Source organism: Variovorax sp. dw_308 (assembly GCF_019207085.1).
Taxonomy (GTDB): Bacteria; Pseudomonadota; Gammaproteobacteria; order Burkholderiales; family Burkholderiaceae_C; genus Variovorax.
The window spans coordinates 185251-197990 of sequence record NZ_JAATOM010000008.1; the positions used below are offsets into that span (position 1 = coordinate 185251).

10 protein-coding genes are annotated in these 12740 nt (G+C 65.0%); 5 read left to right on the forward strand and 5 right to left on the reverse strand.

What is annotated here, in order from left to right:
* The first annotated feature begins 1 nt into the window (after position 1).
* The 5 genes from accB to HCU76_RS18065 all read left to right on the forward strand — a co-directional run bounded on the left by accB (position 2) and on the right by HCU76_RS18065 (position 5129).
* Positions 2 to 463 (forward strand): acetyl-CoA carboxylase biotin carboxyl carrier protein, encoded by a 462-nt coding sequence (gene accB, locus HCU76_RS18045; RefSeq protein ID WP_213952969.1) that lies wholly within the window; start codon positions 2 to 4, stop codon positions 461 to 463.
* A gap of 3 nt (positions 464 to 466) precedes the next feature.
* Entirely contained in the window at positions 467 to 1816 is a 1350-nt protein-coding gene (accC, locus tag HCU76_RS18050; protein ID WP_213952970.1) for an acetyl-CoA carboxylase biotin carboxylase subunit, read from the forward strand.
* A 12-nt stretch (positions 1817 to 1828) separates the two neighbouring features.
* Positions 1829 to 2710: a 50S ribosomal protein L11 methyltransferase gene (prmA, locus tag HCU76_RS18055; RefSeq protein WP_213952971.1), complete on the forward strand. Its 882-nt coding sequence runs from the start codon at positions 1829 to 1831 to the stop codon at positions 2708 to 2710.
* Between the two features lie 97 nt (positions 2711 to 2807).
* Positions 2808 to 4178 (forward strand): DUF3426 domain-containing protein, encoded by a 1371-nt coding sequence (locus HCU76_RS18060; RefSeq protein ID WP_218510213.1) that lies wholly within the window; start codon positions 2808 to 2810, stop codon positions 4176 to 4178.
* Between the two features lie 48 nt (positions 4179 to 4226).
* Positions 4227 to 5129, forward strand: a complete 903-nt coding sequence (locus HCU76_RS18065) for a carbohydrate kinase family protein (RefSeq protein ID WP_218510214.1) — start codon at positions 4227 to 4229, stop codon at positions 5127 to 5129.
* Between the two features lie 145 nt (positions 5130 to 5274).
* On the opposite strand, the gene HCU76_RS18070 is transcribed toward HCU76_RS18065, so the two are convergent.
* The 5 genes from HCU76_RS18070 to HCU76_RS18090 all read right to left on the reverse strand — a co-directional run bounded on the left by HCU76_RS18070 (position 5275) and on the right by HCU76_RS18090 (position 12740).
* Positions 5275 to 5733, reverse strand: a complete 459-nt coding sequence (locus HCU76_RS18070; protein WP_213952974.1) for a histone H1-like DNA-binding protein — start codon at positions 5731 to 5733, stop codon at positions 5275 to 5277.
* A 193-nt stretch (positions 5734 to 5926) separates the two neighbouring features.
* Complete coding sequence (locus HCU76_RS18075; RefSeq protein WP_218510215.1) at positions 5927 to 7168, reverse strand: ribonucleotide-diphosphate reductase subunit beta; 1242 nt, start codon at positions 7166 to 7168, stop codon at positions 5927 to 5929.
* Between the two features lie 141 nt (positions 7169 to 7309).
* Positions 7310 to 10234, reverse strand: a complete 2925-nt coding sequence (locus HCU76_RS18080) for a ribonucleoside-diphosphate reductase subunit alpha (RefSeq protein ID WP_218510216.1) — start codon at positions 10232 to 10234, stop codon at positions 7310 to 7312.
* A gap of 383 nt (positions 10235 to 10617) precedes the next feature.
* Positions 10618 to 11211, reverse strand: a complete 594-nt coding sequence (gene ampD, locus HCU76_RS18085; RefSeq protein WP_218510217.1) for a 1,6-anhydro-N-acetylmuramyl-L-alanine amidase AmpD — start codon at positions 11209 to 11211, stop codon at positions 10618 to 10620.
* The gene (locus HCU76_RS18090; protein ID WP_218510218.1) at positions 11208 to 12740 is read right to left on the reverse strand and encodes a sigma-54 dependent transcriptional regulator; all 1533 of its coding nucleotides are present in this window, start codon (positions 12738 to 12740) and stop codon (positions 11208 to 11210) included. The genes ampD and HCU76_RS18090 overlap by 4 nt, the downstream gene beginning before the upstream one ends.

Sequence of the window (12740 nt, forward strand, 5' to 3'; positions counted from 1 at the left end):
CATGGATCTTCGTAAGCTAAAGACACTGATCGACCTCGTGTCTGAATCCAATATTTCCGAACTTGAGATCACCGAAGCCGAAGGCAAGGTGCGCATCGTCAAGGCCGGCGCGTCGGCGCCCATGCAGTATGTGCAGACGCTCGCGGCACCCCAGCCTGCGCCCGCGCCAGCGCCGGGACAGGCTGCTGAAGCCTCGGCGCCCGCGCCCGCCGCGGTGGCCGCGCCCGCTGGCCACACGGTCAAGTCGCCGATGGTCGGCACTTTCTACCGCGCTTCAAGCCCCGGCGCCCCGTCTTTTGTCGAAGTCGGCAGCCAGGTGAAGGAGGGCGACACGATCTGCATCATCGAGGCCATGAAGATCCTCAACGAGATCGAAGCCGACAAGTCCGGCACGATCACGCAGATCCTCGGCGAGAACGGCCAGGCCGTCGAGTACGGCCAACCGCTGTTCATCATCGAGTGACCGATGTTTAAGAAGATTCTGGTCGCGAATCGGGGGGAGATCGCCCTGAGAATTCAGCGCGCCTGCAGCGAGATGGGCATCAAGGCCGTCATGGTCTATTCGGAAGCCGACCGCGACGCCAAGTACGTCAAGCTGGCCCAGGAAGCGGTCTGCATCGGCCCGGCGCCGTCGTCCCAGAGCTACCTCAACATGCCGGCCATCATCTCGGCGGCGGAAGTGACCGACGCCGAGGCGATCCACCCCGGCTACGGCTTCCTGAGCGAAAACGCCAACTTCGCCGAGCGCGTCGAGCAAAGCGGCTTCCAGTTCATCGGCCCGACGCCCGATAACATCCGCACGATGGGCGACAAGGTGTCGGCCAAGCAGGCCATGATCAAGGCCGGCGTGCCTTGCGTGCCAGGCTCCGAGGGCGAATTGTCCGACGACGCCGCCACCAACAAGCGCATTGCGCGCGCGATCGGCTATCCCGTCATCATCAAGGCCGCGGGCGGCGGCGGCGGGCGCGGCATGCGCGTGGTGCACACCGAAGCGGCCCTGGTCAACGCGATCCAGATGACCAAGGCGGAAGCCGGCGCGGCGTTCAACAACGCGGCCGTCTACATGGAGAAGTTCCTCCAGAACCCGCGCCACATCGAGATCCAGGTCCTGGCCGACAAGTTCAAGAACGCGGTGTACCTCGGCGAACGCGACTGCTCGATGCAGCGGCGCCATCAGAAGGTGATCGAGGAGTCGCCCGCGCCCGGCATTCCGCGCAAGCTGATCGAGAAGATCGGCGAGCGTTGCGCGGCCGCCTGCAAGAAGATCGGCTACCGCGGCGCTGGCACCTTCGAGTTCCTCTACGAAGACGGCGAGTTCTACTTCATCGAGATGAACACGCGGGTGCAGGTCGAGCATCCGGTCACCGAGTTCACCACCGGCATCGACATCGTCAAGACGCAGATCATGGTGGCGGCCGGGGAAAAGCTTCCCTTCACGCAGCGCCAGATCGAGATGCGCGGCCATGCGATCGAATGCCGCATCAATGCCGAGGACGCGTGGAAATTCACGCCGTCGCCGGGCCGCATCACGATGTGGCATCCACCGGGCGGACCCGGCGTGCGCGTCGACTCGCATGTCTACACCAACTACTTCGTGCCGCCGAACTACGACTCGATGATCGGCAAGATCATCTGCTACGGCGACACCCGCGAGCAGGCCATGGCGCGCATGCGCACCGCCCTGAACGAGACGGTGGTCGAGGGCATCCAGACCAACATCCCGCTGCACCGCGAGTTGATGGTCGACGCCAAGTTCATGGCCGGCGGCACCAACATCCACTATCTCGAAGAGTGGTTGGCGGCGCACAAGCGCTGAGCGGCCCAGCCGGTGTTCGAACTTCGCTTGCTGGTTCCCGAGGACGGCGTAGAGAACGTCAGCGACGCGCTGGACGCGTTGGACGCACTGAGCGTTTCGGTCGAAGACGCGGATGCGCAGACCGATTCGGAGCAGGCGCTGTTCGGCGAACCCGGCATGCCGCCGCCGAAGGAAGGCTGGCAGCGCTCGCGCGTGATCGCGCTGTTTCCTAACGAGGCTGCCGCGCGCGAGGCTGCCACGGTACTGGAGTTGCAGGACTTCTTCCAGGGTTGCACCATCCTCGGCGTGATGGATGTCCCGGAGCAGGACTGGGTGCGGCTGACGCAATCGCAGTTCGCGCCGGTCGAGATCACGCCCGAGTTCTGGATCGTGCCGACCTGGCATGAACCGCCCGCGCAGGCCAGGCAGGTGATCCGGCTCGATCCGGGCCTGGCCTTCGGCACGGGCACGCATCCGACCACGCGCATGTGCCTGCGCTGGATTGCGGTGCATGGACTCGCGGGGCAGCGCGTGCTGGACTACGGCTGCGGTTCCGGCATCCTGGCGATCGGCGCGGCAAAGTATGGCGCGGCGCGCATCGACGCAGTCGACATCGACGAAGCCGCTGTCGAATCGACCCGTCTCAATGCCGAGGCCAACGCCGTTCAACTGAATGCGGGGCTTCCGGACGTAGCCGAAGGCCGCTACCAGACCGTGCTGGCCAACATCCTGGCGACGCCGCTCAAGCTGTTGGCGCCCCTGCTGTGCGGCCATGTCGCGCCCGGTGGATCGCTGGTGCTGGCCGGCATCCTCGAGCGGCAGGCCGAAGAGCTGAAAGAGGCCTATGCACCGTATGCGCGCCTGCAGGTCAGCGACAGCGAGGACGGCTGGATTCTCATGACCGCCACGGTCTGAGCGTTCGCTCGCACTGTTGCCTGCGCTGGACATCGCGTGAACGGGGCGCGGCCCCTGGCGCTTCGGCTGCGGGCGCGCCACCTACAATGCCCGCCCAATGAGCCTTGTCACCCGCTGCCCTTCCTGTGAAACCACGTTCAAGGTGGTTCGCGACCAGCTTCGGATATCGGATGGATGGGTTCGATGCGGTCGTTGCAGCCAGGTGTTCGATGCAACCCTGGAACTGCGCGAAGCGCCCGATGCGGTCAGCATGCCGGCCGCGCCTGCCGGGGAAGCCGTGGAGCCGAAGGTTGCCGAGGCAGCTGAAGAGCATGACGAGCCTCTGATCGAGATCGACCTTCCGATCGACGCGCCGGAGCCGCAGCTCGCGCGGATGGCGCTGACGCGCAAGGATTCGCAAGGCGAAGACGAAGGCGAAACGAATCCGAAGTCCGAGCCAGAAGCAGGACCGGAGACGGAGCGGGAGCCAGGACCGGAACCGGCGTCAAGGCCGGAACAGGAGCCAGGACTCGAGCCAGAGTCAGAGCCGCAGCCGGAGTCAAATCTGCAGTTGCAGCCAGCCTTCCCCGATGCCGCCACATTCGCGCCGCACCCGGACTGGCCATCGCTGGACTTGATCGCCGATGACCCGTGGCCTTCGTCGTTCACCGAGCCGCCGACGGCTGAGCCAGCGAGCGCCGCGCCCTCGACCGAATCCGTGCCTGCACTGGCGCAGCACTCGCTCACCAGTTCCATCGCGGCATTGGACGATTTCTCGGCATTCGTCGATCCATCCGGCAACGCGCAACTGCAAAAGGCCTTGCGCCAGGCGCGCATCGAAGCCGTGCGAAATGCCCGCGCGCGCAGGGCCGCGGCCGCTGCAGCATCCGAGGAGGAAGCGCCGCTCCCCGCGCCCGTGGTCACCTCGGCCAGCATCATCGAAGCGCCGGCCGAACCTGCAGCAGCCTTGCCGCCCTTTGCACAAGCGCCCGCTGCGGTCCGAAGCGAGCGCAAGTCCGGCCGCTTCATCATCGTCGCGCTCATCCTTCTTGCCGTGCTGCTCGGCCTGCAGTGGGCGCACCACGAACGCGACGCGCTGGTCGCACGCGAGCCTTCCCTGCAGCCGGTGCTGGAAGCGCTGTGCAAGCTCACGGGCTGCGAGATATCGGCGCTTCGGCAGATCAGTGCGATCACCATCGACGGCGCATCATTCGCCCGCGACAAGACCGGCGACGGCTACCGCCTCGACTTCACCTTGCGCAGCAATGCGACGACGCCGCTGGCCATGCCGGCCGTGGAGCTGTCCTTGCTCGACACGCAGGAGCGCACCGTGGTGCGGCGCGTGCTGATGCCGGCCGACTTCGGCGCGCCCGCGGTGCTCGGGGCCAAGGCCGAACGCGTCGCATCGTTGCCGCTCGCGCTCAGCGGACCCGACGCCGCCGCGCTGTCGCCGGTGGCCGGCTACCGGGTGGTGGCCTTCTATCCTTGAGCGCTTCGCGCGCTTTCATCCAATCCTTTCAACACCTCAGGGCTCAACATGGCATCAGTGATTTGCGGTTCCCTCGCGTTCGACACGATCATGAATTTCGAGGGCCGCTTTGCCGACCAGATCCTCCCTGACCAGTTGCACATCCTGAACGTGTCCTTTCTCGTGCCCGGCTTGCGGCGCGATTTCGGCGGCTGCGCCGGCAACATCGCGTATGCGCTCAATGCGCTCGGCGGCAAGGCCCTGCCGATGGCGACGGTCGGCAGCGATGGCGCCGACTACGTTGCACGTCTCGACGAACTGGGCGTTGGCACCGAGTTCGTCCGCACGGTGGCGGATGCCTACACGGCGCAGGCGATGATCATGACCGACCGTGACAACAACCAGATCACGGCCTTCCACCCGGGCGCCATGCAGCAGGCGCACATCACGCGCATCGCGGCACGTCCGGACCTCAAGGTCGGCATCATCTCGCCCGATGGCCGCGATGCCATGCTGCAGCATGCCGAGCAGTTCAAGGTCGCGAGCATTCCCTTCGTCTTCGATCCGGGCCAGGGCTTGCCGATGTTCAACGGCGACGAGCTGTCGCACTTCATCGAGCAGGCCGACTGGGTCACGGTGAACGACTACGAAGGCAAGATGCTCAGCGAACGCACCGGATGGAGCAGCGCCGACATTTCGCGGCGCGTGCGAGGTCTCGTCGTCACACTGGGCGCGGAGGGATGCGAGGTCTGGATCGACGGTGTCATGTCGCATGTGCCGGCGGTCACGCCAGCGGCCGTGGTCGATCCCACGGGCTGTGGCGACGCCTGGCGTGGCGCGCTGCTGTTCGGCCTGGAGCAAGGCTGGCCGCTTGCGAAGTGCGCGGCCCTGGGCAATCAGGTCGGCGCGCTCAAGATTGCGCAGCGCGGCCCGCAGAACTACACGGTCGACAGGAAAGCACTCGGCCTCTGATACCGGCGCCATGCCATTCCATTCGAGGAACATGGCGGGTCCGGCACTACCGGGCCGATGGTGCCCGGGCTTGAGCAACTCGAAATAATAAAAAAGCCCGACACCTTGCGGTGCCGGGCTTCGCCGATCAGGGCCTCTGAATGACTCAGGGCTTGCTGGCCGTCGGGAACGGCCATGCAGCTTGAGGGTTCAGCGTCGTTTGTGCCGCAGGGGCAGGGGCGACGGCGGCCTTGGCGGGTGCTTTCGCAGCCTTCTTGGCGGCAGGCTTGGCAGCAGGCTTCTTCGCGGCTTTCTTGGCCGCAGCCTTCTTTGCAGGGGCCTTCTTGGCAGCGGCCTTCTTCGCCGGCGCCTTCTTTGCAGCGGCCTTCTTGGCCGGCGCAGCCTTCTTGGCAGCGGCCTTCTTCGCCGGAGCTGCCTTCTTCGCCGCGACCTTCTTGGCCGGCGCCTTCTTTGCAGCGGCCTTCTTCACCGGAGCTGCCTTCTTCGCCGCGACCTTCTTGGCCGGAGCCTTCTTCGCAGCCGGGGCCTTCTTTGCCGCGACCTTCTTCGCCGGAGCCTTCTTTGCAGCGGCTTTCTTCGCCGGCGCTTTCTTTGCAGTTGCCATTTCTTTCTCCTTGATCAAGTTGAAAAATCAACCTCTTGAAGCACTCCACGCCCGCTTGTGAGCGTGAAGCGATTCATGGCGTTGGATATCAAGCTCCAGCACCATGAACACCGTCGCCTTTTCAGTCGCCGCACTCTCTGGTGCGATGTGCGCTGATGGCAATTCTTGAATGCATTGTTGTTCTGAAAACGTCTCAGTCCCAGGAAAGGGCACCACCCGATTGGTATTCGATCACACGGGTTTCGAAGAAATTGCGCTCTTTCTTCAGGTCGATCATTTCGCTCATCCACGGGAACGGATTCTCTTCGTTCGGGAAGAGTGTCTCAAGGCCAATCTGCTGTGCGCGACGATTCGCGATGTAGCGCAGGTAGCCCTTGAACATGGATGCGTTCATGCCGAGCACGCCGCGCGGCATGGTGTCTTCGGCGTAGCGGTATTCGAGTTCGACGGCCTTGAGGAAGAGGGTCTTGATCTCGGCCTTGAACTCTGCGGTCCAGAGGCCGGGGTTCTCGAGCTTCAATTGGTTGATCAGGTCGATGCCGAAGTTGCAGTGCATCGACTCGTCGCGCAGGATGTACTGGTACTGCTCGGCGGCGCCGGTCATCTTGTTCTGGCGGCCCAGCGCAAGGATCTGCGTGAAGCCGACGTAGAAGAACAGGCCTTCCATCAGGCAGGCGAACACGATGAGCGACTTCAACAGCGTCTGATCGGTCTCGTGCGTGCCGGTGTGGAAGTGCGGATCGCTGATGGCCTCGATGAACGGAATCAGGAACTGGTCCTTCTCGCGGATCGACGGCACTTCGTTGTATGCGTTGAAGATCTCGCTTTCGTCCAGGCCGAGCGACTCGACGATGTATTGGTACGCGTGCGTGTGGATCGCTTCCTCGAAGGCCTGGCGCAGCAGGAACTGGCGGCACTCGGGTGCGGTGATGTGGCGGTAGGTGCCCAGCACGATGTTGTTGGCGGCCAGCGAGTCGGCGGTCACGAAGAAGCCGAGGTTGCGCTTGACGATGCGGCGCTCGTCTTCGGTGAGGCCGTTCGGGTCCTTCCACAACGCGATGTCGCGCGTCATGTTCACCTCTTGCGGCATCCAGTGGTTGGCGCAGGTGGCGAGGTACTTTTCCCAGGCCCACTTGTACTTGAACGGGACCAGCTGGTTGACGTCGGTCTGGCCGTTGATGATGCGCTTGTCGGCGGCCTTCACGCGGCGTGCAACAGGCACGGCGGGCGTTGTGCTGGCAACAGTTGCAGCCGTGCGCGAGGGAACGGTGGCGCCGTCATCGAGCATGCGCGACGCGACGGCGGCTTGGGGAATTTGCGGAGTCGGGACTTCCATCGAGCGGCCGGTTGGTGCGCCGTGATTCGTGGAGTGCTGCAATCCGTGTTGCATGTCCTTCGATGAGGAGGGCTTGACTTCTTCGTCCCAGGTCAACATAGAAAAATCCAGTGCTCAAATTATGTGAGCAACGATGTGATATGCAAAGTGCTCGTTCACATCGCGCTCCAATTATCTTGTTCTTATGTTGCTCACGAGCATCGACTCTTGTGAGCCGATGCCGCGCAATTCACACAACGATTACTGACACGCTTCGCATGTCGGGTCATCGACACCGCAGAAAGCGATGTCGGTCGCAGGCATCGCATTCATCTGCGCTTGCGCTGCGAGCGCAGCGGCTTCGAGTGCGCTCATCTTCGGCGTGGCATCGCCACCCGATGACACCGCGTTCAAGCGGCCCGATTGCACGGTCGATTTCTCGGCGTGCGTGGCGCTCTGCGTGCGCAGGTAGTACGTGGTCTTCAAGCCGCGCAGCCATGCAAGCTTGTAGGTGTCGTCGAGCTTCTTGCCCGAAGCGCCGGCCATGTAGATGTTGAGCGACTGCGCCTGGTCGATCCACTTCTGGCGGCGCGATGCGGCTTCGACGAGCCACGTGGTCTCGACCTCGAAGGCCGTGGCGTACAGGGCCTTGATGTCTTGCGGCACACGATCGATCGGACGCAGCGATCCGTCGAAGTGCTTCAGGTCCATCACCATCACGTCGTCCCACAGGCCCAGGCGCTTGAGGTCGTGCACCAGGTAGTGGTTGATGACGGTGAATTCACCGGAGAGGTTCGACTTGACCGACAGGTTGCCGAAGCAGGGTTCGATCGAGGCGTCGACGCCGATGATGTTCGAGATCGTCGCGGTCGGTGCGATGGCAACGCAGTTGGAATTGCGCATGCCGTCGGTCTTGATCTTCTGGCGCAGTGCGTCCCAGTCGAGCGTGGCCGATCGGTCCACTTCGACGTAGCCGCCGCGGGCCTTCTCGAGCAGGTCGAGCGTGTCGATCGGAAGGATGCCCTTGTCCCACAGCGAGCCCTTGTAGCTCGAGTACTTGCCGCGTTCGCGTGCCAGGTTGGTCGAGGCCCAGTAGGCGTGGTAGCAGATCGCTTCCATCGATTCGTCGGCGAACTGCACGGCCTCTTGCGACGCATAGGGAATGCGCAGTTCGTACAACGCGTCCTGGAAGCCCATCAGGCCCAGGCCCACCGGGCGATGGCGCATGTTGGAGTCGCGCGCCTTCTTCACGGCGTAGTAGTTGATGTCGATCACGTTGTCGAGCATGCGCATCGCGGTCGAGATGGTGCGCTTGAGCTTTTCCTGGTCGACCTTGCCGTCCTTCAAGTGCTGCAGCAGGTTGACCGAGCCGAGGTTGCACACGGCGGTCTCGGTGTCGCTGGTGTTGAGCGTGATCTCGGTGCAGAGGTTGGACGAGTGCACGACGCCGGCATGCTGCTGCGGCGAGCGCACGTTGCAGGCGTCCTTGAACGTGATCCAGGGATGGCCCGTCTCGAACAGCATCGTGAGCATCTTGCGCCACAGGTCGGTGGCGGGCACGGTGCGCGAGGGCTTGATGTCGCCGCGCGCGGCCTTCTCTTCATAGGCCACGTAGGCGCGCTCGAAATCGGCGCCGAACAGGTCGTGCAGGTCGGGCACGTTGGAGGGCGAGAACAGCGTCCAGTTGCCCTTCTCCATCACGCGGCGCATGAACAGGTCGGGGATCCAGTTGGCCGTGTTCATGTCGTGCGTGCGGCGGCGGTCGTCGCCGGTGTTCTTGCGCAGTTCCAGGAACTCCTCGATGTCGAGGTGCCAGGTTTCGAGGTACGTGCAGACCGCGCCCTTGCGCTTGCCGCCCTGGTTCACCGCCACGGCCGTGTCATTGACGACCTTGAGGAAAGGCACGACGCCTTGCGATTCGCCGTTGGTGCCCTTGATGTGGCTGCCGAGCGCGCGAACACGGGTCCAGTCGTTGCCGAGGCCGCCGGCGAACTTCGACAGCAGCGCGTTCTCCTTGATCGATTCGTAGATGCCGTCGAGGTCGTCCGGCACGGTCGTGAGGTAGCAGCTCGACAGTTGCGAACGCAGCGTGCCGCTGTTGAACAGCGTGGGCGTGCTCGACATGAAGTCGAAGGACGACATCACTTCATAGAACTCGATGGCGCGGGCTTCGCGGTCGATCTCGTTGAGCGCCAGGCCCATGGCGACGCGCATGAAGAAGGCTTGCGGCAGTTCGATGCGCGCCTTGCGCACGTGCAGGAAGTAGCGGTCGTACAGCGTCTGCAGGCCGAGGTAGTCGAACTTCAGGTCGCGTTCGGCCTTGAGTGCGCCGCCGAGCTTGACCAGGTCGTACTGCAGCAGCTTCTCATCGAGCAGTTCGTTCTCGACGCCCTTCTTGATGAAGTGCGGGAAGTAGTCGGCGTAGGCGGTGGCGCGTTCGGCCGGCGCCACTTCGCGGCCCAGGATCTCGCGGAAGATCGTATGCAGCAGCAGGCGGGCGGTGGCGAAGGTGTAGTCGGGGTCCTTCTCGATCAGCGTGCGGGCGGCCAGGATCGAGGCCTTGTAGACCTCGTCGAGCGGCACGCCGTCGTAGAGGTTGCGCATCGTCTCGGCCTGGATCGGCGCGGCCGTGATGCTGGCGCCCAAACCCTCGCAGGCCGATTCGATCAGGCCCTTGAGTTCCTCGATGTCGAGCGCGACACGTTCGCCGCGGTCCAGCACGTGCAAGGTGGGCAAGGCGGCCGGCGCGGCCTGCACGTTCTGGCTGGCGCGCTCCTGGGTGCGGCGCTCGCGATAGAGCACGTAGGCACGTGCGATTTCATGGTGGCCGCCGCGCATCAGGCCGAGCTCGACCTGGTCCTGCACGTCCTCGATGTGGAAGGTGCCGCCGCCCGGACGTGAACGCACCATCGCGCGCACCACGGCCTGGGTCAGTCCTTCGACGGTCTCGCGCACGCTGGCGGAAGCCGCGCCCTGGGTGCCGTGCACGGCCAGGAAGGCTTTCATCAGCGCGATGGCGATCTTGTTGGGCTCGAACGAGACCACTGCGCCGTTGCGGCGGATGATCTGGTAGTGCGCGAGCGCATCCGCCGACAGCGTGCCGGCGACGTCGCGCGGCTGGTTGCTGGCAGCGGGGGTGGAGGACGAGGGGCGTGGCGTGGCGGGGGTGTTCAGTGCTGTCTGCATTCGGATCCTCGGGTTGCGACTGTTGTTGTGGAGAGCGGCGCTTGGGGCATTGCGAGCCGAGCGTGCCGCAGCATGGATGTAAGTTTGTTTGTAACGGAATATGTCCGACCGAGCGCACACTATATCTAGTGTCCATAGGGCCTACAAGCCACTAGATGTAGTGTTTGTCATGAATCTCAAACGCCACATCCCGCGGGTTTTTCTGGATGCCGCGCGCGAGCGCCCGTGGTTGCTGCACTACTTTGTCACGATCCAGTAATGATGCGGGTTGCCGGTCGATTTGGGCCCGCAGACCGCATGGTTGCTGCACGCGGGCGTTGATTTCCGCTGCGCCAGGGGCTTGGAGCGCGACCCATCGCGACGGCTTTCGCGATTGAGAAAATTCAGCGGAGGCCGGTGCTTTCGGGGAACATCGTGTGGGGCCAGGCCAACGCGCCTTGCAGGGCGAGCCAGTCGAAACCGCTGCCCGGGTCCTGTTTGCGGCCGGGGGCGATGTGCTCGTGCCCCGCGATGAAGGCCACCGGGTAGTGCTGCGCGAGCACCGGGCACAGGCTGGCCAGGGTCTCGTACTGGGCGTCCTCGAAGGGCTCGCCTTCCAGGCCCTCGAGTTCGATGCCGATCGAGTCGTCGTTGCAATTGTCGCGGCCGCGCCAGCGGGAGGCGCCGGCATGCCATGCGCGCTCGTCGCAGCTGACGAACTGCCACAACTCGCCGTCGCGCCGCACGTAGAAGTGACTGGAGACCTGCAGGCCGCGGATGCGGTCGAAATACGGGTCGGCATCCCAGTCGAGCCGGTTGGTGAAGAGCTCCTGCACCTGATGGCCACCGTAGACGCCCGGCGGCAGGCTGATCGAATGCAGCACGATCAGGTCGATTTGCGCGTCGGCGGGGCGGGGGCCGAAATTGGGAGATTCCAGGCGCCGGGCGAATCGGTACCAGCCCGCCTGCCAGAGGCCGGCGTCCGACTTTCCATTCATCCGGCGTCGTCCAGCGTTCCGACGCCGCCGTCGTCGCCGTGCGGCGTGCTGATGCCGAGACGGGCGATGCGGTAGCGGATCTGGCGCAGGCTCAGGCCCAGCCGCGCGGCTGCGGCGGTGCGGTTGAAGCCGCTCTCCTGCAGGGCGCGGACCAGCACTTCGCGCTCGTGCTGGTCGAGGTAGGACTGCAGGTCCGAAGGCATCGCCGGCCGCGCCGTCGGGCGCTCGCGCGCTGGCGTCACCGCCTCGGCCGCTGTCAAGGGTAGGGCGGCCGCTTCGAAAGGCGCTGCGCTGTTGCTCATGAAGTCCAGGTGCAGTTCGTCCCCGTCATTGAGGGCGACCGCGCGGTGCAGAAGATTCTCGAGTTCGCGGACGTTGCCTTCGAGCGGATGGTCCGCGAGCCGCGCGATCACGTCGGAGGTCAGGCGCGGCACCGGCATGCCGCCGTCCTGCGCGATGCGCGCCAGCAGCGCGTTGCACAGCGCCGGCAGGTCGTCGCGTCGGTCGCGCAGCGGCGGCACCGAGATCTCGATCACGTTGAGCCGGTAGAACAGGTCCTGCCGGAAACGGCTGGCCTGCACCTCGGCATGCAGGTCCTTGTGCGTTGCGCTGACGATGCGCACGTCGACCGCGTCTTCCTGCGTGGACCCGATCGGTCGCACGCTGCGCTCCTGGATCGCGCGCAGCAGCTTGGACTGCATCGCCAGCGGCAGGTCGCCGATCTCGTCGAGGAACAGCGTGCCGCCGCGCGCCGCCTGGAAATAGCCGTCGCGGTCGGCCGCGGAGCCGGTATAGGAGCCCTTGCGCGCGCCGAAGAATTCGGCTTCCAGCAGGTTCTCGGGGATGGCGCCGCAATTCACCGCGACGAAAGGGCCGTCGCTGCGCTGGCTGCAGGCATGCACGGCGCGCGCGACCAGTTCCTTGCCGGTGCCCGACTCGCCGCGCACCAGCACCGGCGCCATGCCGCGTGCGACCTTGGCGATGTGCGACTTGATGAGCCGCATCGGCTCCGACTCGCCGACCAGGCGTTCCAGCGCCCGGTCGCCCAGCGTCGTGGACGGGGTCGGTCCGCGGCCCTCGCCGACGGACGGAACGGCAGCCGGGTGGGCCGCCTTGGCCGCCGGCACGGCCGCCTGCGGTTGGCGTTGCACGGCCGAAGCCACCACCGCGCGGAACTGTTTGAGGTCGACCGGCTTGGTGAGGTAGTCGAAGGCGCCGGCCTTGAGCGCCTCGACCGCGTTCTCGGCGGAGCCGTAGGCGGTCATCACCACGCAACGCTCGCTGCGCTGGTCCTTCTGGATGCGCTGGATGATCTCCATGCCGAGCCCGTCGGGCAACCGCATGTCGGTGATGACGGCGTCGAAGCGGCCGGCGTCGAGATGCTCACGCGCTTCCGACAGGCTGCCCGCCGCTTCGACGCGATAGCCCTCGCGTAGCAGGGTGAGTTCGTAGAGCGTGCGCAGGTCGGGCTCGTCGTCGACGACCAGGATCTGCGCCGGCAGGACGGCGGTGGGATGGTGGGTGCTCAC

What these genes read in the sequence shown, in the direction of transcription:
- accB (WP_213952969.1), top strand. Translation starts at nt 2, where the DNA reads ATGGATCTTCGTAAGCTAAAGACACTGATCGACCTCGTGTCTGAATCC.
- accC (WP_213952970.1), top strand. Translation starts at nt 467, where the DNA reads ATGTTTAAGAAGATTCTGGTCGCGAATCGGGGGGAGATCGCCCTGAGA.
- HCU76_RS18060 (WP_218510213.1), top strand. Translation starts at nt 2,808, where the DNA reads ATGAGCCTTGTCACCCGCTGCCCTTCCTGTGAAACCACGTTCAAGGTG.
- HCU76_RS18065 (WP_218510214.1), top strand. Translation starts at nt 4,227, where the DNA reads ATGGCATCAGTGATTTGCGGTTCCCTCGCGTTCGACACGATCATGAAT.
- HCU76_RS18070 (WP_213952974.1), bottom strand. Translation starts at nt 5,733, where the DNA reads ATGGCAACTGCAAAGAAAGCGCCGGCGAAGAAAGCCGCTGCAAAGAAG.
- HCU76_RS18075 (WP_218510215.1), bottom strand. Translation starts at nt 7,168, where the DNA reads ATGTTGACCTGGGACGAAGAAGTCAAGCCCTCCTCATCGAAGGACATG.
- HCU76_RS18080 (WP_218510216.1), bottom strand. Translation starts at nt 10,234, where the DNA reads ATGCAGACAGCACTGAACACCCCCGCCACGCCACGCCCCTCGTCCTCC.
- ampD (WP_218510217.1), bottom strand. Translation starts at nt 11,211, where the DNA reads ATGAATGGAAAGTCGGACGCCGGCCTCTGGCAGGCGGGCTGGTACCGA.